18 protein-coding genes are annotated in these 18416 nt (G+C 54.6%); 7 read left to right on the top strand and 11 right to left on the bottom strand.

Going from position 1 to position 18416, the window contains the following annotated elements; genetic code table 11:
• Window positions 1-199: 199 nt before the first annotated feature.
• The 8 genes from QGT73_RS08275 to QGT73_RS08240 form a co-directional block, all read right to left on the bottom strand.
• Window positions 200-1153 (bottom strand): methylenetetrahydrofolate reductase, encoded by a 954-nt coding sequence (locus QGT73_RS08275; protein WP_280122140.1) that lies wholly within the window; start codon window positions 1151-1153, stop codon window positions 200-202.
• Window positions 1154-1167: 14 nt separating this feature from the next.
• Complete coding sequence (locus tag QGT73_RS08270) at window positions 1168-1944, bottom strand: glycosyltransferase family 32 protein (RefSeq protein ID WP_280122139.1); 777 nt, start codon at window positions 1942-1944, stop codon at window positions 1168-1170.
• A 23-nt stretch (window positions 1945-1967) separates the two neighbouring features.
• The gene (locus QGT73_RS08265; RefSeq protein WP_280122138.1) at window positions 1968-2606 is read right to left on the bottom strand and encodes a WbqC family protein; all 639 of its coding nucleotides are present in this window, start codon (window positions 2604-2606) and stop codon (window positions 1968-1970) included.
• A gap of 120 nt (window positions 2607-2726) precedes the next feature.
• A complete protein-coding gene (locus tag QGT73_RS08260; RefSeq protein ID WP_280122142.1) occupies window positions 2727-4127 on the bottom strand; it encodes a S26 family signal peptidase in 1401 nt (466 codons plus the stop codon).
• A gap of 49 nt (window positions 4128-4176) precedes the next feature.
• On the bottom strand, window positions 4177-4968 hold the full coding sequence (locus QGT73_RS08255; protein ID WP_123616583.1) for a 4-hydroxy-tetrahydrodipicolinate reductase: 792 nt from the start codon (window positions 4966-4968) through the stop codon (window positions 4177-4179).
• A 66-nt stretch (window positions 4969-5034) separates the two neighbouring features.
• On the bottom strand, window positions 5035-5736 hold the full coding sequence (locus QGT73_RS08250) for a hypothetical protein (protein WP_280122137.1): 702 nt from the start codon (window positions 5734-5736) through the stop codon (window positions 5035-5037).
• Window positions 5733-6842, bottom strand: coding sequence for an AAA family ATPase (locus QGT73_RS08245; RefSeq protein ID WP_280122136.1), 1110 nt, complete (start codon window positions 6840-6842; stop codon window positions 5733-5735). The genes QGT73_RS08250 and QGT73_RS08245 overlap by 4 nt, the downstream gene beginning before the upstream one ends.
• A gap of 138 nt (window positions 6843-6980) precedes the next feature.
• Entirely contained in the window at window positions 6981-7832 is an 852-nt protein-coding gene (locus QGT73_RS08240; protein ID WP_280122135.1) for a phospholipase A, read from the bottom strand.
• A gap of 110 nt (window positions 7833-7942) precedes the next feature.
• On the opposite strand from QGT73_RS08240, the gene QGT73_RS08235 reads away from it, so the two are divergent.
• The 7 genes from QGT73_RS08235 to cysS all read left to right on the top strand — a co-directional run bounded on the left by QGT73_RS08235 (window position 7943) and on the right by cysS (window position 14483).
• A complete protein-coding gene (locus QGT73_RS08235; protein ID WP_280122134.1) occupies window positions 7943-9031 on the top strand; it encodes a hypothetical protein in 1089 nt (362 codons plus the stop codon).
• A gap of 24 nt (window positions 9032-9055) precedes the next feature.
• Complete coding sequence (locus tag QGT73_RS08230) at window positions 9056-9313, top strand: sialidase family protein (protein ID WP_280122133.1); 258 nt, start codon at window positions 9056-9058, stop codon at window positions 9311-9313.
• A 45-nt stretch (window positions 9314-9358) separates the two neighbouring features.
• Window positions 9359-10753, top strand: coding sequence for a right-handed parallel beta-helix repeat-containing protein (locus QGT73_RS08225; protein ID WP_280122132.1), 1395 nt, complete (start codon window positions 9359-9361; stop codon window positions 10751-10753).
• 81 nt (window positions 10754-10834) lie between these two features.
• Window positions 10835-11782, top strand: coding sequence for a phosphoribosylaminoimidazolesuccinocarboxamide synthase (locus QGT73_RS08220; protein WP_123616590.1), 948 nt, complete (start codon window positions 10835-10837; stop codon window positions 11780-11782).
• A gap of 6 nt (window positions 11783-11788) precedes the next feature.
• Entirely contained in the window at window positions 11789-12523 is a 735-nt protein-coding gene (gene ubiE / locus QGT73_RS08215; protein WP_280122131.1) for a bifunctional demethylmenaquinone methyltransferase/2-methoxy-6-polyprenyl-1,4-benzoquinol methylase UbiE, read from the top strand.
• 64 nt (window positions 12524-12587) lie between these two features.
• Entirely contained in the window at window positions 12588-12911 is a 324-nt protein-coding gene (locus tag QGT73_RS08210; RefSeq protein WP_280122130.1) for a DUF3467 domain-containing protein, read from the top strand.
• A gap of 96 nt (window positions 12912-13007) precedes the next feature.
• A complete protein-coding gene (gene cysS / locus QGT73_RS08205; RefSeq protein WP_280122129.1) occupies window positions 13008-14483 on the top strand; it encodes a cysteine--tRNA ligase in 1476 nt (491 codons plus the stop codon).
• A 119-nt stretch (window positions 14484-14602) separates the two neighbouring features.
• Here cysS and QGT73_RS08200 read toward each other — a convergent pair whose 3' ends face one another.
• The 3 genes from QGT73_RS08200 to QGT73_RS08190 are packed head-to-tail and all read right to left on the bottom strand — an operon-like array spanning window position 14603 to window position 18316.
• Entirely contained in the window at window positions 14603-15997 is a 1395-nt protein-coding gene (locus QGT73_RS08200; RefSeq protein ID WP_280122128.1) for an alkaline phosphatase, read from the bottom strand.
• 38 nt (window positions 15998-16035) lie between these two features.
• Window positions 16036-17553: a GH3 auxin-responsive promoter family protein gene (locus QGT73_RS08195; protein WP_280122127.1), complete on the bottom strand. Its 1518-nt coding sequence runs from the start codon at window positions 17551-17553 to the stop codon at window positions 16036-16038.
• 52 nt (window positions 17554-17605) lie between these two features.
• On the bottom strand, window positions 17606-18316 hold the full coding sequence (locus QGT73_RS08190) for a DUF4919 domain-containing protein (protein ID WP_280122126.1): 711 nt from the start codon (window positions 18314-18316) through the stop codon (window positions 17606-17608).
• Window positions 18317-18416: the final 100 nt, after the last annotated feature.

Here is an 18416-nt window from a genome sequence, read left to right as displayed (position 1 = left end):
GTAAATGTTATAATTGGACACTATAAATTTACGAATTTTTCGCGAGAATACCAAGAAAATCAGCCATTTAGTTTTATGCTAAATGGCTGATTGTTTTATTATTGGATAACTGAACTCTTATATCGAACTCACGTTAAAATAAAACCGACGTCGATAACGACGCCGGTTTTATTTTATTGAAATCTTCTGTTTCAATCTCTTAATATATCTCCTTTGCCACTCGGGCCACTGAGTCGGTGGCCATGAGCGTGTAGAAGTGGAGCGAGGGGACTCCGTGGGCCATAAGGTCGCGACACTGCGCTATGCACCATTCGACACCTACGGCTTTGGCCTGCTCGTCGGTGGTGCATCGGGCGAGCTCGGCTGCAAAAGGCTCGGGAATGTCGCTGCGAAACACTCTCGGCAACACCGTGAGCTGGCTGCGTGTGACCACAGGCTTGATGCCGGGAATGATGGGGACCGTGATGCCTTCGGCCCGGCAGCGGGCTACGAAATCGTAATATTTCTGATTGTCAAAAAACATCTGGGTCACGAGATATGACGCTCCGTTGTCGACTTTCATCCGCGCGTAACGCAGATCGCTCTCCATGTTGGGCGCGGCCTCGTGCTTTTCGGGATAACAGGCCATGCCGTAGCTGAAAGGTGTGGCGTTGGCCTCGAAGGGCTCGCCGTCGGCATAGATGCCGCGGTTGAAATCGTTGACCTGAGCCTGAAGATCGGTGGCATGAAGATTGACCAGTGACGGGTCGGTCGACTTGTCGGGCCCCTTGGCGTCGCCCTGGAGGAGCAGCAGGTCATGCACTCCGAGAAAGTTGAGGTCGATGAGGGCATATTCGGTCTCGTCGCGGGTGAATCCCTTGCATATGATGTGGGGGACGGCCGTGATGCCATACTTGTTTTGTATGGCCGAGGCGATGGCTACCGAGCCGGGACGCTTGCGTATCTTTTTCTTGACGATAGTGCCGTCGGGGCGTTCCTGATACTCGACGGTGCTGCGGTGTGACGTTATGTTGATGTACTTCGGGTCAAACTCGCGCAGACGGTCGATGATGCCGTATACGCGCGATATATCGTTGCCCTTGAGCGGGGGAAGTATCTCAAAAGAGAATGCCGTGCGCCCGTCGTTGCGTGTAAGGTGGTCTATTACTCTCATTAATTATATCGGTTCTAATTTTTCTTGATTACCTCATAGCCCATTGCCGAAAGAATGGCCCTGAGCACGGCCACGACGCGCCACTCTATCTTGTAACGCCAGTCGTCTTTAGGACGCACTATGCGGCTTTCACGCCATGAGCCGAGTGCCAGATGCTGTCCGTAGCTGTCCGGACCGGGAGGCTGAGGATCGAAACATTCGCTCGGATAGACTGTGAGACCGTCGGGCAGCTCCTGCAACTCATCGCGCAGTGTCGAGGGACTGTAGCCCCACTGTTTGGCTATCTCGCTCTGGATATAGGGCATCAGTGTCATATCCAGCGTGAGCGATACGGGCAGGTCGGGGCATGTGCCTGTGACAAATCGCCGTCCTTCGTAATAGTCGAGACACCTCTTGATATAGGGATGACGGGGCTCGGCTCCGAAACAGTGTGAGGTCAGGAAGTGCTCGGTGCGGTGCTCGATGAGATGAAACGAATGTTCACGCCCGATAAACGCGCGATGCCGGAGCATAGGGTCGAGCGACCGCAGAATCTTCATATCGGTGTCGAGATATATGCCTCCGTAATGATAGATGGCATGAAGACGCACAAAGTCGGCGGCAAATGCCCATTTGCGCTTGGCAATGGCTTCGCGCATGAATATGTTGTCGATGTCGGCTATGCTCTCCAGGTCCCATTTCATTATGGTGTAGTTGGGCATATGTTGCTGCCAGGAGTCGATGCAGGCCTGTATGTCGGCTGAGAGCGGCTCATTGCTAAACCATGTATAATGAATTATCTTGGGAATCATCGGTTAGTCAGATGTGTGAGTCGTTATAGGTCGTTATATAATGTGTTTGCGAGGTCGTTGAGATATATCTGTGACTCGGGGCCGAGATTGAATATGAGGTCGAGCACCGAGAGTCCCGGCAGAAAACCGAGCCGCGACGCTCTGACCTGACGGTAGGGGGGAAGCTGCAGGTCGGCCGCTTCTTTAAGCCGGCTGTCGTGCTCCGTCGCCTCACGCTGGTTGTCACGGGTCAGCCCCAGGATGTCGGCTATCTGCTCATCCCAGGCCGAGGCGAGGTCACAGAGACGGGGATAGCGGTCGGTGACTCCGACGGTGAGCATGGGCAGGAAGCGGTCGATGTAAAACTCGAAGTAGGGTGTACGGCCATAGGCACTCTCCAGAGCCACACGGTGTACATCCCACCATGCCCCGTGGGTCGAGACTCCGATTTCACTCCACCGGCAACGGCTTGAGGCCGGTTTGGCAATCGGGACTGTCAGGTCAAGACGGCCGCGGGTGTCGGCTATGGTGAAACGGTGGGTGGCTTTGTCGCGCTTGTCAAAAGCCGTATCCCAGTCCATGGCATAGCTCCCTGCCGCCCACGCTCTGACATACAGTTCTATCCCCCCGCAAAGACGGGGAGGAAGAGTCAGATGAACGGATGGATAAAGTATCGGTCGCAAAACCACTTTTTTTAATTAGTAATTAGCAATTAGTAATTAGTAATTAGCATTTCGCAATTGACAGTGGGTAATCTCCGGCTAATAATCCTTGGCAAGCCAAGAATTACTAATTGATAATTACTAATTACTAATTGAATTAAGTATGCGGTTCCAGCGGATGCCGCCGTCAAAGAGTGAGCGGTCTTTGTCAAAAGAGATGAGCACACGTTCGGGACGACCTACGATGTGATTTTCGGGGACAAAACCCCAGTAACGCGAGTCGAGCGAATTGTCGCGGTTGTCGCCCATCATGAAGTAATAGTCCATCTTGAAGGTATAGGTGTCGACAGGCTTGCCGTCGATATACACCTTGCCGTCCTCGCCCAGACGTGCCGAAGGATTGCCCTCATAGTCGCGTATCACGCGGCCGTAACGCTTCCAGGCCTCGGGCGAGAGACGCAGCGTAGAGCCTTTGGCCGGAATCCATATCTCGCCATAGTCGGCACGGGTCCATGAGGATGACACACCTTCGGGATAGAGATATTCCTCATGCGTGGCCGGCATTTTCATCACCTTGGCCACCGCAGGATCGGCCTCGAGAGCCTTGACCATAGCCGAAGTAAGAGGCGAGGCGTAGACCTGGGGCACAGTGCCGTCGGGATTGACCGTAAAGCCGAGCTGACGCAGAGCCTCGACGTCATCCGGACCAACGGGCACCATGTGGCGGTCGTCGGCCGAGATGCCGAGCGCGTCAAAGGTCTCGTCGCTCATACGGCCGTTCTTGAGCTGGTAATAATAGTTGAACTGCACCATCTCGGGCTGCTCGATAGGCTCACCGTTGATATATATCACACCGTCGACTATCTTGAGCCGCTCGCCCGGGAGTCCGACAGCGCGCTTGACATAGTTCTCGCGACGGTCCACGGGACGATAGATAATCTCACCGAAGGTCTGCGGATTGGAGAGCACATTGTCGCGCCCGTACATCTTGCAGAGCGTATAGTAGTCGGGGTTTTGAATCTTGACAGCCACAGTGTCGCCGGCAGGGAAGTTGAACACCACGATGTCGCCGCGCTCCACACGGCCGAGCCCTTTGAGACGATGATATTTCCACTGAGGCGAGTCAAGATAGCTCTTGGTGTTGAGTATCGGGAAAGTGTTCTGCACCAGAGGGAAGTGAATCGGGGTGAAAGGCACGCGCGGGCCATAGGCCATCTTGTTGACCCACAGATAGTCGCCTACGAGAAGCGACTTTTCGAGCGAGGAGGAGGGTATCTGATAGTTCTGTCCGACGAAAGTGAAGACAAAATAGACGAGAATCAACGCGTAGACTATCGCGTCGACCCAGCTCATCACGGCCCGCACGGTGGCATTTTTCGACTTCTTCCACCACGTGAAGGGTATATAGCCCGTGATGTAGATGTCAAAAAGCAATATCCACGCCAGAGCCACCCACCAGTTGCCCAGCCAGGCGACCCACAGGAAGAAAATGAGCGAGACGATGCCGAAACGCACCCATCGCGACACACTGTTCTCGCGCACGCGACGCTTGAAGCCGTCAATAAAAGTTTTAGAGTCCATAGATGATGTTTCAGAGGATGTCTTCCATCATTCGGTCAATTGTAAATATACCCTTGCGGTGGGCTATCCACTCGGCGGCGATTACCGCTCCGAGAGCAAAACCGTCGCGCGACTTGGCCGAATGTTCGATGGTGATGGTGTCGACGGCCGACTCCCATTTTACCTTGTGTATGCCCGGCACTTCGCCGTCGCGATAGGTGAGTATGCCGAGTTTGTCGTCGCCGAGCTCACGGGCGCGGGCCTCGGCGGCAGCCATCTGAGCGTCGCGCTCCTGCTCGGGAGCATTCTTCCACACCACGCCGGTCTCGTCCCAGCACTTGATGCGCGGACACTCTTCCAGAATGCCGTCGGCGATGGTGATGGCCGTGCCCGAGGGATGGTCGAGCTTGTGGATGTGGTGGGTCTCGGTCATCGAGGGCTCATACTGCTCCAGCTTGTCCATGATGCGGGCCAGACGGCGCGAGATGCTGTTGAACACATGCACGCCGATGCTGAAATTGCTTGAAGCTATCAGTGCCGACCCGGCGTTGAGCACAGCCTCCTCGACCTCGGCGCGGCGGTCGGCCCAGCCGGTCGAGCCGCACACCACGGGCACTCCGCGCTCAGCCGAGCGCACAATGTTGACCGGAGCGGTCGAGGGGGTGGTAAACTCGATGGCCGCATCGGCCGATGCAAAGGCGTCGGAGTCAAACTCGGCGGTGTTGTCGGCATCTATCACCGACACTATCTGATGGCCACGCTCGAGAGCTATACGCTCGATGGCATGACCCATCTTTCCATATCCTATGATTGCTATTTTCATGACTCTGCAAAAGTACACAAAAATCAGCAAAATTCATCAAAAATCACATGTTTAGGTGTCAAAATATCATTCAGAGGCAGCTAATTTATCTTTTACGAACATATACCATCTCCCGAACGAAGCAATGTGGCCTGTATCGTGCCACCGTTGTATTATCCTGTCGAGATAATGCTTCTCGCATACATCTCCGGGCCGCGCCTTGGAATAGATAATGTGTTGCTCGCGAAAAATACGTTTCAGATATGAATGATGAAACCGCGCTCTTGTAGAAAATTCCTCCACATCTATATTCTCCATCAATTCAGGATCATTTTCCCTGACATTATAATGCGATATGTAACGCCGCAATTCGGCATCTTCAGGGTTGGACTTGAATATCCTGCGGTTGCCAAGAAACCATGACTCCATGCTGACTTTCTGCTCAAATACTTCAAGGCCAAATGATTCTATACTTATCTTTCTCTGAGCCAGGGTGTCATTAATCCGGTCAAGTATATATTCACGCGACTCCTCCTCCGTGTCGATGCACACCAGCAGCCAGTCAATCCTGACGTCCCCGGCAGCATTGATATTGTTGATATCCTCGACCGCATTGGCGATATGGCTATATATTGACGGTATTCCTCCTCCGCTGAAAAGGTAATAGTTATTATCCTGCATATCACACACGTTGTCAACCCTGACAAGGCCGGGCGCAAGAATATCAAGCCATCGCGGATAAACGATATACTCGGTGCACGCGCCCTCAACTATGATATATACATTCATGACTGCCCTGTGCGATAAGCCGATGTCTGCATCAACTGCATAAAAGCATCATGTCTGGAATGTGTGCCTATGCGTAACTCTCCGGCCGTATGTACGGTCACAACACTCCCGCTACGCGATACAATCCTCCAGTCATTTAACGGTATAGCATTGATTATATAAGGATGATGACTTGTCATAATTATCTGGACGCTGACATCAGGATCCTTTGCCATATCGGCAAGACGGTCTATACAATTAATACCTAATCCGTTTTCAAATTCATCTATAAGTATCACGTCTCCGTCGTCAGCAAGGGCAAGCGCGACAATCTGAGAGAGTGTGCGACACATTCCGGCCGATATGTCAGGCATATAAATCCATGCTTCGACGTTCCGCTCTTTGATTTTAAGCAGAGGGAGGACCTTATCTTTATATAACGCTGTAATTTCAAAATCAATATCCTCGACAAGCGGAAAGATATCTATAAAAATCTCCTTGATGAAATCAAAAAGCTCCGGGTCATTTTTTTGCACAAGGAAAAGTTTATCTATCGGAGTAAACATCCCGTGCTCTTTAATGTCCTTTCGGGCGAGAGGAGCATTAATATCATCCTGATGTGGAATCATACTCGGGAAACCGGCTGATTCAAGATGCAACCAGCTTATTTTTTTAAAAGCTCTATTTATCGGAGCTATATCATCCTGCTCTTTCAGCAGCTCCACTGCACTTTGTGTCTGATCCAGTTTTACTGTCGGAACTCCGTGATAATTCAATTGTCCGAAATCTCTCACAAATATTTCCTCTCCGGCCTTATTTACAAGAGATTCTCTCTCTATTGCAAGATTGACTTCTCCTCCAAAAATTCGGTCCTCGTTCTTATATGGATCATACTCAAAACGACCCGACCACACATAACTTTCGCCGTCTTCATCAAACTCCACACTCCATTCCAGACCATTGTAGGAACATCCGGCAGCAATACGACCCAGCGTCCCTATAGCCTTTAGTATCTGGGTTTTGCCGACTCCTGACGCTCCGACCAGAAGTGTTAGAGAGCCAAATTTGACATCTTCAAGACACCAGCCGGTCTTATGATTTTTGAAATAAAGTTTTTTAAGCCTCATATTGACAAAGACAGATATAAATAGGATTGTATATTTTTTTAATTTTTTGACAAAAATACAATAAATAATCCTACAATACAACAATCTAACTGACTGAAATTTAAAATAAAATATTCTTAACAGCCCAAAAGATGTTTATTAATAATCGCTGAACAGGCGGGGCTTGATGCCGAGGCCGATGCGGATGGTGGAGTGAAACTCCTTGTAGGCGAGAAGACCCTCGCCATAGCCGTTATAATACTGGAGGAAGAGATACTGGTTGTCGCGCTTGAAAATGCGATAGTTGAGCTCGATGATGGTGTTATAGTTGAGCCGCCAGCCCTTGCGCTTGACCAGCGTCACGGCCGCGCCAAACCGCTCGTTGCGCGTGGTAAACGAGGTGCCTATCTGATAGATGCCGCAATAGTCGAGTATGTCCTTGTTCTCCATGCCGTCGATTATAGGTATCCAGAATTTGCCGTGCACCGTGATCTGCGGGTCGATCATGATGCTTCCGCCGAGCGAGACACGGTTCCACGAGCGCGAGGCGGTGCCGTCGCGGCCGTTTGACTCATGCTCGAGTATGAGATTGACCTTGCCGACAAAACGGTTGCGCACAAAGAGCGGTTTGGTCAGACCGATGCCCGGATTGAAATTCAGATCGGTCATGGGCATGGAGTTCTCGAGCACATTCCAGAAACACTTCTGGGAATAGAACAGAAACAGATAGGTGCCCAGCGGGAGCGTACTCTTGGTGAGACGCTGCGCGATGGAAATCTGAAACTTTATATTAGTGTTGGTCTTGGATATATGCTGTCCGACGGGACATCCGAAGATAAAATAATTGTCCTTGTAAAGACCGAAATAAGGCCCCGAGTCAAATGCCCGGCGTATGCTGTCGGAATTGACGGGGGCTTCAGGCTCGATGTTGACTATCTGAGCCGCAGCGCGCGGGGCCGACAGCACGGTCAACGATATCGTGAGCAGAAGCAGACGGGTGATGAGATTCATTGTTGTGAGTGATTGTGATGCAAAATTACGCAAAACCGCTAAATAAGTTGGCAGTAAGTGAAAAAATTGTCTACTTTTGCCAATAGTTTCAGATAATCCGCACAACCGCGATGAGAAAAATTTTCACCATACTGTCATTTATCGTGCTGCTGGCCGTAACGGCCTGTGGCGGCGAGGAGGGGTTTGTAATCAAATGCGAAATCGAGGGGCTCGACACACGAGGCCTCGAGATGGTATATATGACCCGCGGCGGAGTGTCGCGCGCCTCGTTTCACCCGGTCGACGGGAAGGTGGAACTTAAAGGCACATCCTCCCAGCCGACTCTGGTGGAAGTGTTCGCGCTCGATGGCTCGCGCCTGTGGAGCTGCGTGGCCTCGGACGGCGACCGCCTGAAGGTCAAGATGAAGCTCGGCGACCCGTCGTCGCTTAAAGTGACGGGCCAGGACGCCTCGCGCGACTATGCCGCCTTTGTGGCCCAACACGACTCGATACTTGCCCACGGCTCGGACAGCGAGGTCAACCGCCTCATCACCGAGGCCGTCCGCTCCAACCCCGCGAGCATGGCTTCGACACTGCTCATGGTCACACAGTTTCGCGCGGCGGGCCACGAACTGCTGGCCGACTCGCTGCTCAACGAGATAGCCCCCGAGGCGCGCCCCGCCCTGCTCGCATCGGCCTATGCCTCGACCGTGGGCGAACAGGTGACCACCTCGGCCCGTGGCGATGTCAAATCGTTTACGCTCCGCACCGGACTCGATTCGCTCGGCCACGACACCATAGTGAGATATGTACCGAGCATGCAGAGCTACTCGCTGCTGATGTTCAGCGACGCCGCCCGTCCCGACAGCATCACTGCCCGTCTGCGCTCGCTGCGGCGCGCCCTGTCACAGCGCAGACTCAAGATTATCGAAATCTCGGTGGCTCCCGACTCGGCCATGTGGCATGCCTACTCCAAAGGCGACAGCATCAAATGGTATCAGGCCTGGGCCCCCGGCTCGACCTCAGGCCGTGAGATACGCCGTCTGGCCATACCACGCACCCCCTTCTACATCGTGGCCGACAGCTCCGGAGCGCAGCTCTACCGAGGCACATCGGCCTATGAGGCCGACAGGCTGATACGCTCGCGTATGCCTCAAAAAGCCCCCGCCGACACCATCAAGGCCACTACCGACTCAATAACTCCCGAAACCACCCGATGACCCTTCTGCCGAAAAGATTACGGCTTGCGGTTTTACCGTATCCCGACTATCGTAGCTCTCGATAACGGCTCACTTGTGAGCGTGGCCGACGAGCACATCAGCTGCATCAGAGAAATGAGGCGCATGTGCACACTATTGAGATCGACCGACAAGGGTGTTGCCTGGAGCTGCCCGCAACAGGTGGTCACACGACTCGACCCGGATGTCAACGACGGCTACCGCATATGTCACACAAGGATTCCCGCCTCGGAGATAGCAGGCCTTCGCAAAGCCGCACACTGACGCCACACTATATACTAAACAAGGCTTTTTCACGTTGTTAAGATTATGATGAAAAAGCTCTATGCGGCCATTGCGGCCATCGTTATACTCCTCTCGTCCCAAAGCTGTATAGAGGACGGATATGCCACCTCGGCATTGTCGCAGCCGGTGTTTTCGGTCGACACCCTCGACATGGGCACCTACTTCACCGGGCAGCCCACACCGACGGCACGGTTTGTGGTGCACAACCGCCATAACAAGATACTCAGCATCTCAAGCATCTCGCTCCGCGAAGGGAGCGAGGGCTCATTCCGCGTGAATGTCGACGGCTTTGCGGGATCACAGTTTTCCGACGTCGAGATACGCCCCAACGACTCCATCTATGTGTTTGTCGAGGCCACACTCCCCGTCAACTCATCGCCACAGCCCTCGGACGTGCGCGGCCATCTCGATTTTCTCACCAACGGTGTCAGCTCGACAGTCGTGCTCAGCGCGCGGGGCCAGGACGTAATCAGGCGCGAGGCGGTCGAAATAACAGCCGACGAGACTTGGGACGCCACCTACCCTTACCAGATATTCGACTCGCTTGTCGTGGCTCCGGGAGCCACACTGCGCCTCGACCCGGGCGTGCGGCTGCACTTTCATGACGGAGCCTATATGGCCGTATACGGGTCGCTCATCTGTGACGGCACCCCTCAACACAACGTGGAGCTGAGCGGCGACCGCACCGACAACGTGGTGGGCGACATATCGTTTGACCTCATGGCCTCGCAATGGAATGGTCTACGCTTCTCGCCCGAGAGCCGCGGCAACATGCTGTCACACACCATAGTCCGCAACACTGTCAGCGGCGTCTCGCTCGACTCCCTGTCGGCCGTGACTATGGTCAACTGCCGCCTGCGCAACTCGGCCGGCTACGCACTCTCCACCCGTCACGCCGAGGTCAGGCTATATGGATGCGAAGTGGCCGAGGCATCTTATGGCGCGATGCTGATGCACGGTGGCGACGTGCTGGCTAACCACTGCACCTTTGCCAATTATTACCTCTTCACCGCGCCGCGCGGAGCCATCGTGCAGTTTGACCACTATGACCGCGATTCGGACGACGGCTCGGGCCTCGCCTATCTACGGGCCTCGATTACCAACAGCATAGTCTACGGCCTCGGCACCGACCTCTCCGTGGGCGACTTCACAGGCACGGACGTTACATTACGCTCATGCGTGCTCAAGAGCAAGGGCTCCGACGACGCCAACTTCATCAACTGCCTGTGGGACACCGACCCGCTCTATGCCACCGTGCGTAACGAATATCATTTCGACTACCGCCTGAAACACGACTCCCCTGCCCTGACCTACGCTGACTCGTCGCTCACCTCACCCGAGAGCGTCCTCGACCCCTACGGCACTCCGCGCCTCCCCGCCCCGCGTCCCGGAGCCTATCAGACACCCGCAGAGGAATAGATAATAAGAGGGTGTTTTAATTAGGAGATTAAAACGGAAATTTGTAATTTTGCCCTAAAATCAATTATTACGGCATATATTATGGCAACAACACTGGTTAATACCGAATTTAACTTCCCCGGCCAGACGGCGGTATATCATGGCAAAGTACGTGACGTCTATTCGATAGGCGACGACCTCCTGGTGATGGTCGCTACCGACCGCATCTCGGCCTTTGACGTAATCCTCCCCAAAGGCATCCCCTACAAGGGACAGGCTCTCAATCAGATAGCGGCATCCATGCTCGACGCTACCGCCGACCTCGTGCCCAACTGGAAAATAGCCGTGCCCGACCCCATGGTCACCGTAGGCTACCGCTGCGAGGGTCTGAAGCTCGAGATGATTATCCGCGGCTATCTCGCCGGCAGCGCGTGGCGCGAATACAAGGCCGGCATGCGTGAGCTCTGCGGAGTGAAACTCCCCGAGGGAATGGTTGAAAACCAGCGTTTCCCCGAGCCCATCATCACCCCCACCACCAAGGCCGACGCCGGTCACGACGAGAACATCTCGCGCGAGGAAGCCATCGCACAGGGCATCGTCACCGCCGAGCAGTTTGACACCATGGCCGCCTACACACGCGCCCTCTTCAAGAAGGGTTCGGAGATGGCCGCCGAGAAGGGCCTCATACTCGTCGACACCAAGTATGAGTTTGGTCTGCGCGACGGCAAGGTGATACTCATCGACGAAATCCACACCCCCGACTCGTCACGCTACTTCTATGCCGAAGGCTATGAGGAGCGTCTGGCCAAAGGCGAGCCCCAGAAGCAGCTCTCCAAGGAGTTTGTACGCGAGTGGCTCATGGCCAACGGATTCATGGGCAAGGAAGGCCAGCAGGTGCCCGAGATGACCGACGCTTTCTGCGAGGAGGTCTCGGAGCGTTACATCGAGCTCTACGAGCACATCACAGGTAAGAAATTCGAGAAAGCTCCCGAGCAGCACCTCGAGGACCGCATTGCCAAAAACGTGCTTGACTGTCTCAATCAACTCTAATCCAAATTGGACGTAGAACGCATCACCCCTTACGGCGACGGCTCGGGCGACAAGACCCGGCAAGTGCGCGAGATGTTTGACAGCATCGCCCCGGCTTATGATTTCATGAACCGGGCCATGACCATGGGCATCGACCGACTGTGGCGATACAAAGCCGTGAGACTGCTGCGTGACTGTCAGCACGACGATATTCTCGACATAGCCACCGGCACGGGCGACCTGGCCATCAAGCTGGCCCGCGAGCTCGACCCCATAGCCGTCACCGGCGTTGACCTGTCGGAAGGCATGATAGAAATCGGACGTGCCAAAGTGGCTAAAGAGGGTTTGCAGGAAGTGGTGACGCTCGGCATCGGCGACTGTCTGCTGCTGCCGTTCACCGACGCCTCGTTTGACGTGGTGACATGTGCCTACGGCGTGCGCAACTTTGCCGACCTCCTGGCCGGCTATCGCGAGATGCACCGTGTGCTCCGTCCCGGAGGACGGGCCGTCATACTCGAGCTCTCCACACCGACATCGCCTATGGTCAGACCGCTCTATAACTTCTACACCCGCCATGTCATCCCGACTGTCGGACGCCTGGTGTCGAAAGATGTGCGGGCCTACAGCTATCTGCCCGAGTCGATTGCAGCCGTGCCGCAAGGCGACGCCATGACAGCCATAATGCTCGAGGCCGGATTCTCTCAGGCTCGCGCGATACCCCTCACCATGGGCGTATGCACCATCTATGAAGCAGTCTCTTAACCGCAAGGCTTGATAAAGACAATAACACACCCTGAAATATACAACATTAAAAATCATAAACAAAATGGATAAGCAACAGGAAATCAAGATAGAACTCACTCCCGAGGTAGCCAAAGGCATCTACTCCAACCTCGCAGTAATCACCCACGGCCCCAACGAATTTTTCGTTGACTTCATCACCATGGCCCCCAACATGCCCGGAGCCAAGGTGCAGAGCCGCATCATCATGAGCCCCGAGAACGCCAAAAACCTCCTCGGCGCACTCATGGACAACGTGAAGAAGTATGAGCAGACCTTCGGTCCCATCGTGCCCAAGCGTCCCGTAGGCGGCCAGAACGGCAACAACGGCGAGATACCCAACCCCTTTATCATGGGTGGCAAAGCCTGATAGAGTTTTAAAACAATAAACATTAAAATGGGAAATTGGGCTTCGCATCCACCGCGAGGCAAATTTTCCATTTTTCCAATTTTAAATCCAACCCCCGTGAGTCTGACTATTTACAACACCCTCACCCGCACCAAGCAGGAGTTCAAGCCTCTCCACGAGGGACGCGTGGGCATGTATGTGTGCGGCCCGACAGTGTATGGCGACGGCCACCTGGGCCACGCCCGTCCGGCCATCACGTTCGACATACTGTTTCGCTACCTGCGCCACCTCGGCTACAAGGTGCGCTATGTGCGCAACATCACCGACGTAGGCCACCTCGAGCACGATGCCGACGAGGGCGAAGACAAGATTGCCAAGAAAGCGCGCCTTGAGCAGCTCGAACCGATGGAAGTGGTACAGCACTACCTCACCCGCTATCACAAAGCCATGGAGGCTCTCAACGTGCTGCCCCCCTCGATCGAGCCGCATGCCTCGGGCCATATCATCGAGCAGATAGAATATGTCAAGAAGATACTCGAGAGCGGATATGCCTACATATCTGACGGCTCGGTCTACTTCGATGTGCCCAAATACAACCGCGACCACCGTTACGGCAAGCTCTCGGGCCGAAATATCGACGAACTGCTCTCGACCACCCGCGCCCTTGACGGACAGGAGCAGAAACACAATCCCGCCGACTTCGCGCTGTGGAAAAAAGCATCGCCCGAACACATCATGCACTGGCCCTCGCCCTGGAGTGAAGGCTTCCCCGGCTGGCACCTCGAGTGCTCGGCCATGGGCGAGAAATATCTCGGCGAGAGCTTCGACATACACGGCGGCGGCATGGACCTCATGTTTCCCCATCATGAGTGCGAGATAGCCCAGTCAATGGCCCACAACGGCCACGAGACCGTACGCTACTGGATGCACAACAACATGATTACAATCAACGGCAAGAAGATGGGCAAGTCGCTGGGCAACTTCATCACGCTCGACGAGTTTTTCAACGGCTCACACCCGCTGCTCACCCAGCCCTACAGCCCGATGACCATACGCTTCTTCATACTCCAGGCCCACTATCGCGGCACGGTCGACTTCTCCAACGAAGCCCTCCAGGCCTCTGAAAAGGCTCTCGGACGTATGCTCGAAGGCTATCGCCGTCTTCAGGAACTCACTCCGTCACCCGCCTCGACTGTCGATGTCAAGGGCATACGCGAGCGTTGCTACGAAGCTCTCGACGACGACCTCAACACCCCGATAGTCATAGCCCACCTCTTTGACGCGCTGCGCATCGTCAACTCCGTAAAGGACGGCAAGGCCACAGCCACTCAGGCCGACATCGACGAGCTAAAGGGTGTGTTTGACACCTTCCTCATCGACATTCTCGGCATTCGTCCCGAGATAGCCGGAGGTGCCGACAACGCCGAGGTCATGAAACCGTTTGAAAAAGCCATGGAACTCATCCTCGAGATGCGCGCCAAGGCCAAAAACGCCAAGGACTGGGCCACCAGCGACCTCATACGCGACCGTCTCGCCCAGGCTGGCTTCACAATCAAAGACACCAAGGACGGTGCCGAGTGGTCGGTACATTGACAGCGACATAATTAGAGACAAAAATAAACACTTATGAGGTGCAAAAATGTCAGACATTTTTGCACCTCATAAGTGTTTTTATTGAGTGCGATGACGGGTCACATCCACGTCATCACATGTCATTGCTCCAGGCCGCATATCGTGCGGATACGCTCCGGAAGAAGGGCATTGTCGGTGAGTGGTATGAAAAGCTCCGAGCCAACGCCGACGGCATAGACGGGCACAAGTCCGCCCGAATGGCCGTTGGTGGTGAAGCCGAGTCCTGTCACACTGTCCTGAATCCTGTAGACCATCTCGGTAAAGGTATTGAACGAGTTGTAAAGCGTATGCTTGTCGGCCGGCAGTTCGCCTTTGAAACAACGCTCAAACTCCTGCTCGAGCGACGCGGTCTGCTCGTCGGTCACGGGCACTGCATGCCAGAATCCCATCCTCTCTTCAAGAAACTCCTTCATGTCGGGCCAGTCGTATATGCGGCGCGAGCGGCGCATGGCGCGGCAATAGTCGGCAAAACGGTCTTTGGAAATCCTCTGCCAGTCGATATAACGCAGATGCAGGTCATAGCCTACCGAATTGTTGCCCAGCCCCATGCCGCCGGTCTCATGGTCGGCAGTGACGAGAATAAGGGTCTCGTCGGGATGTGCGAGATAGAAGTCATAGGCATGGCGCAGAGCCTGGTTGAAGTTAATCACCTCCTTGATGATAGTGCCGCCGTCGTTGGCATGGCCGCCATAGTCGATATTACCACCTTCAACCATCATGAAGAAGCGGTCACGGCCGTTGCTTTTCAGGTGCTCGAGAGCCGCAAGCGTCATGTCGGGGAGATTCATGGCCCCTTTCACCGAGTCGATGGTAAAATTGATCTGGCTCTCGGTTATCTCTTCGGGATTGAGCAGCAGCACACGGCGCGACTTCTTGTCCTTGAGCTGGTCAAGCCCGCGGGCGATGTCGACACCGTTGGCACGGAATGTGTCTATGAGATCATTGGGATTACCATCCTTGTCCTTGGTGCCACGCAGTTTGGAGCCGGCAATGAAGTCATAGCCCGACGCGGCGGCCTGGAGACCTATCTCGTAATACATGGAGCGCGACGGCACATGGGCGTAAAACGCTCCGGGAGTCGCATCGTCAGGCGGCACGGATGTTACGAGTGCCACTCCGTAGCCTCGGTCAAAGAGCTCCTTGGCCACCGATGTTACGGCCGCTGAGTCGGGCGTCATGCCGAGCATGCCGTTGTTGGTCTTGTGGCCTGTGGCAAGTGCGGTGCCTGCGGCAGCCGAGTCGGTCACCGGCGAGGAGGCCGAGTGGGTGGTTGACTGTGAGGCTACCGGAAACTGCATCATGAGCAGAGGCTCGTCATTGCCGAGCACAGTGCGGTTATACACCTGTGCGGCCTGCACCTGGCCCATGCCCATGCCGTCGCCGATGAAATAGAATATATACCTGGGAGCTTCGGCTCCACAGGCTGAGGCTACAGCCCAAAGACTAAGCAGAAACGTGATAATTCCGGTTTTCATTGTGTATATTTAAGGTTGTTTTTGATAGCGTCCGAGCGTCAGGTCTCACCGTTGAGGCGTAGTATCCTGTCGATGATGTCGCGGTTATTGGACAGACGCGGCACCTTGCGTTGACCTCCGAGCTTGCCTGTCGAGGCCAGCCAGTCGTCAAACACGCCGCGGCGGCCTCTGACCACCGTGAGAGGATCGAGAAATATGCCGTGGGCACGTTTGGCCTGATAGTCCGAATTTACATCCTGCAAAGCCCGGTCGAGGGCTTCGGCAAAAGCGTCAATCGAAGCCGGCTCACGCACAAACTCTATGAGCCATTCGTGACGTCCGCGACGATTGTCGGAGGCATAGACCGGTGCGGCCGTATAATTGGCCACTTCGCAGTCCATCTCGTGGCATACGCGCGTCATGGCGGCCTCGGCATTCTCCACCATCAGTTCCTCGCCAAAAGCGTTGATAAACGATTTGGTGCGGCCCGCGATGGTGATGCGCAGCGGGTCGACGCTCTCCACTCTCACTGTGTCGCCGGGAGTGTAACGCCACAACCCGTTGCACGATGTGATGACAAGCGAGTAGATCTCACCCTCTTCAACCTGCCATGCGGGTATCAGTTGGGGACGGTCGCTGTCGACCTGAGAGAGCGGTATGAACTCGTAGAACACTCCGCTGTCGAGAAGCAGGAGCATTGCGTGTGACTCAAGCGTATCCTGCACGGCAAAAAAACCTTCCGACGCATTGTAGCTCTCGAGATAGCGCATGCCCTGACGAGTGATCTGAGCATACTGACCGCGGTAAGGAAGCATGGAGATGCCACCGTGAAAAAACACTTCAAGATTGGGCCACACGTCATGTATGCAATCCACACCGGCCTTGGCCATTACCCCTTTGAGCACCGTGAGAAACCACGACGGCACCCCCGAGATGTTGGTGATATTCTCATGCAGCGAGGCCTCGATGAGAGCCGGCAGCTTGGTGGCCCAGTCGGGCATCAGTGCCACGCTCTTGGAGGGGACACGCACTCTCTCGGCCAAAGGATTTATGCAGTCGATAAGTGTGGCCGACAGGTCGCCGACACGCACCCCGGGAGGAAGCGACAGTTCATTGGCATAACTGCCGCCGAGGATGAAACTCTTGCCCGAGAAGAGACGGCTGTCGGGATATAGACGCAGATATTGCGCCACCACCTGCGCCCCGCCGTCATAATGGTTGTGACGGAGCGAATCGTCGGTAATCGGTATGTATTTGCTTTTGCCGTCCGACGTGCCCGAGCTCTGGGCATAACGCTTCGTGACTCCGGGCCACAACACGTCGGCCTCGCCGCCCACCATGCGCATCACAAGTTCTCTTATCTGAGGATATGTCTGCGGAGCGGGCACCGCGCGGCTGTAACCCTCATAGTCCTGCACACGGTCCAGTCCGCGCTCATGGCCCCATTTAGTGTGACAGCCGTGCGAAATCAGCCATGACAGTGTGGCGCGCTGCACTTCCTCGACCCTGCCGCGCCACGTGAGCGGCTGTCCGGCCTTGTGAATAAACCATGGTCGTACCAAAGGCGTATAATTCATGACTCAGAACGGGTATTTTTAGTGGCTGCTGTATAAACTTCTTAATGCGGGCTTAAAGCTCGTCGGGATGCTTGCGGTAATACTCCTCAAGCAAAGGACCGATATTGAAATAATAGCCTCCGGCATCCTTGCCCGACGAATTTTTGACGGTCAGGTATTCATATGAGGGGTCATAAAACACGTGGTCGCTCACACTGTAGTCCATCATGTTGAGGAGCACATACTCATGCTGTGGCTCTATGACATACCACGCATTTTCCTCGTCAAGTCCTGTACCGGTCGAGACAATAGCCATGAGCAGATAATTGAGCTTGTATTGCCATATGTTGGCAAGATTATTCTTGCCCTTGCCGCGCAGAGCGTTGATGAGCATCACCATCTCGCCAAGATTAAACGGATTGTCGGCCAGAGCCTGCTCGGCATACGCTATGACCGAGTCACACTCCTGACGTGTCAGCTCCTTGGAGCGGTTGAGTGTGGCGTCATAAGTGATGGTACGCTCGCTCGACCGATAGGGATTATAGTCCTCCTGAAACATATAGCCGAGATACAGGTGTCGAAACTTGTCAATCTTCATCAGCGTGTCGTTGCGCTGAAACTCCTTCATGAGACGGGGATAGTAATATGGCGACGTGCGGTCGAGCGTGGCCTGACGTATTGCCGCGAGATCAGGCTTCTCGCGTTTGAGTTGCGGCAACACCTGGGCCTGCGAGCCCACACATGCCGCAATGGCTATGATTATGAGAGTGAATATTCGGGTCATATGGCAAAGTTAACAATTTTATTCATTACATCTCCCCGCCTCAATCACCCTTAACAAAGTTTAAGAGCCCGGGGGCACGACATTATAACAACCCCACCCC

The sequence above is a fragment of the Duncaniella muricolitica genome (assembly GCF_910574735.1).
GTDB classification, from domain to species: domain Bacteria; phylum Bacteroidota; class Bacteroidia; order Bacteroidales; family Muribaculaceae; genus Duncaniella; species Duncaniella muricolitica.
Note: the sequence above shows the minus strand (reverse complement) of the source record. Positions and strands in the feature narration are given on the sequence as shown.

Bases quoted from the DNA above. Each gene is read 5' to 3' on its own strand.
- QGT73_RS08275 (WP_280122140.1), bottom strand. From the start codon at position 1,153: ATGAGAGTAATAGACCACCTTACACGCAACGACGGGCGCACGGCATTC.
- QGT73_RS08270 (WP_280122139.1), bottom strand. From the start codon at position 1,944: ATGATTCCCAAGATAATTCATTATACATGGTTTAGCAATGAGCCGCTC.
- QGT73_RS08255 (WP_123616583.1), bottom strand. From the start codon at position 4,968: ATGAAAATAGCAATCATAGGATATGGAAAGATGGGTCATGCCATCGAG.
- QGT73_RS08250 (WP_280122137.1), bottom strand. From the start codon at position 5,736: ATGAATGTATATATCATAGTTGAGGGCGCGTGCACCGAGTATATCGTT.
- QGT73_RS08245 (WP_280122136.1), bottom strand. From the start codon at position 6,842: ATGAGGCTTAAAAAACTTTATTTCAAAAATCATAAGACCGGCTGGTGT.
- QGT73_RS08240 (WP_280122135.1), bottom strand. From the start codon at position 7,832: ATGAATCTCATCACCCGTCTGCTTCTGCTCACGATATCGTTGACCGTG.
- QGT73_RS08235 (WP_280122134.1), top strand. From the start codon at position 7,943: ATGAGAAAAATTTTCACCATACTGTCATTTATCGTGCTGCTGGCCGTA.
- QGT73_RS08225 (WP_280122132.1), top strand. From the start codon at position 9,359: ATGATGAAAAAGCTCTATGCGGCCATTGCGGCCATCGTTATACTCCTC.
- QGT73_RS08220 (WP_123616590.1), top strand. From the start codon at position 10,835: ATGGCAACAACACTGGTTAATACCGAATTTAACTTCCCCGGCCAGACG.
- QGT73_RS08210 (WP_280122130.1), top strand. From the start codon at position 12,588: ATGGATAAGCAACAGGAAATCAAGATAGAACTCACTCCCGAGGTAGCC.
- QGT73_RS08200 (WP_280122128.1), bottom strand. From the start codon at position 15,997: ATGAAAACCGGAATTATCACGTTTCTGCTTAGTCTTTGGGCTGTAGCC.
- QGT73_RS08195 (WP_280122127.1), bottom strand. From the start codon at position 17,553: ATGAATTATACGCCTTTGGTACGACCATGGTTTATTCACAAGGCCGGA.
- QGT73_RS08190 (WP_280122126.1), bottom strand. From the start codon at position 18,316: ATGACCCGAATATTCACTCTCATAATCATAGCCATTGCGGCATGTGTG.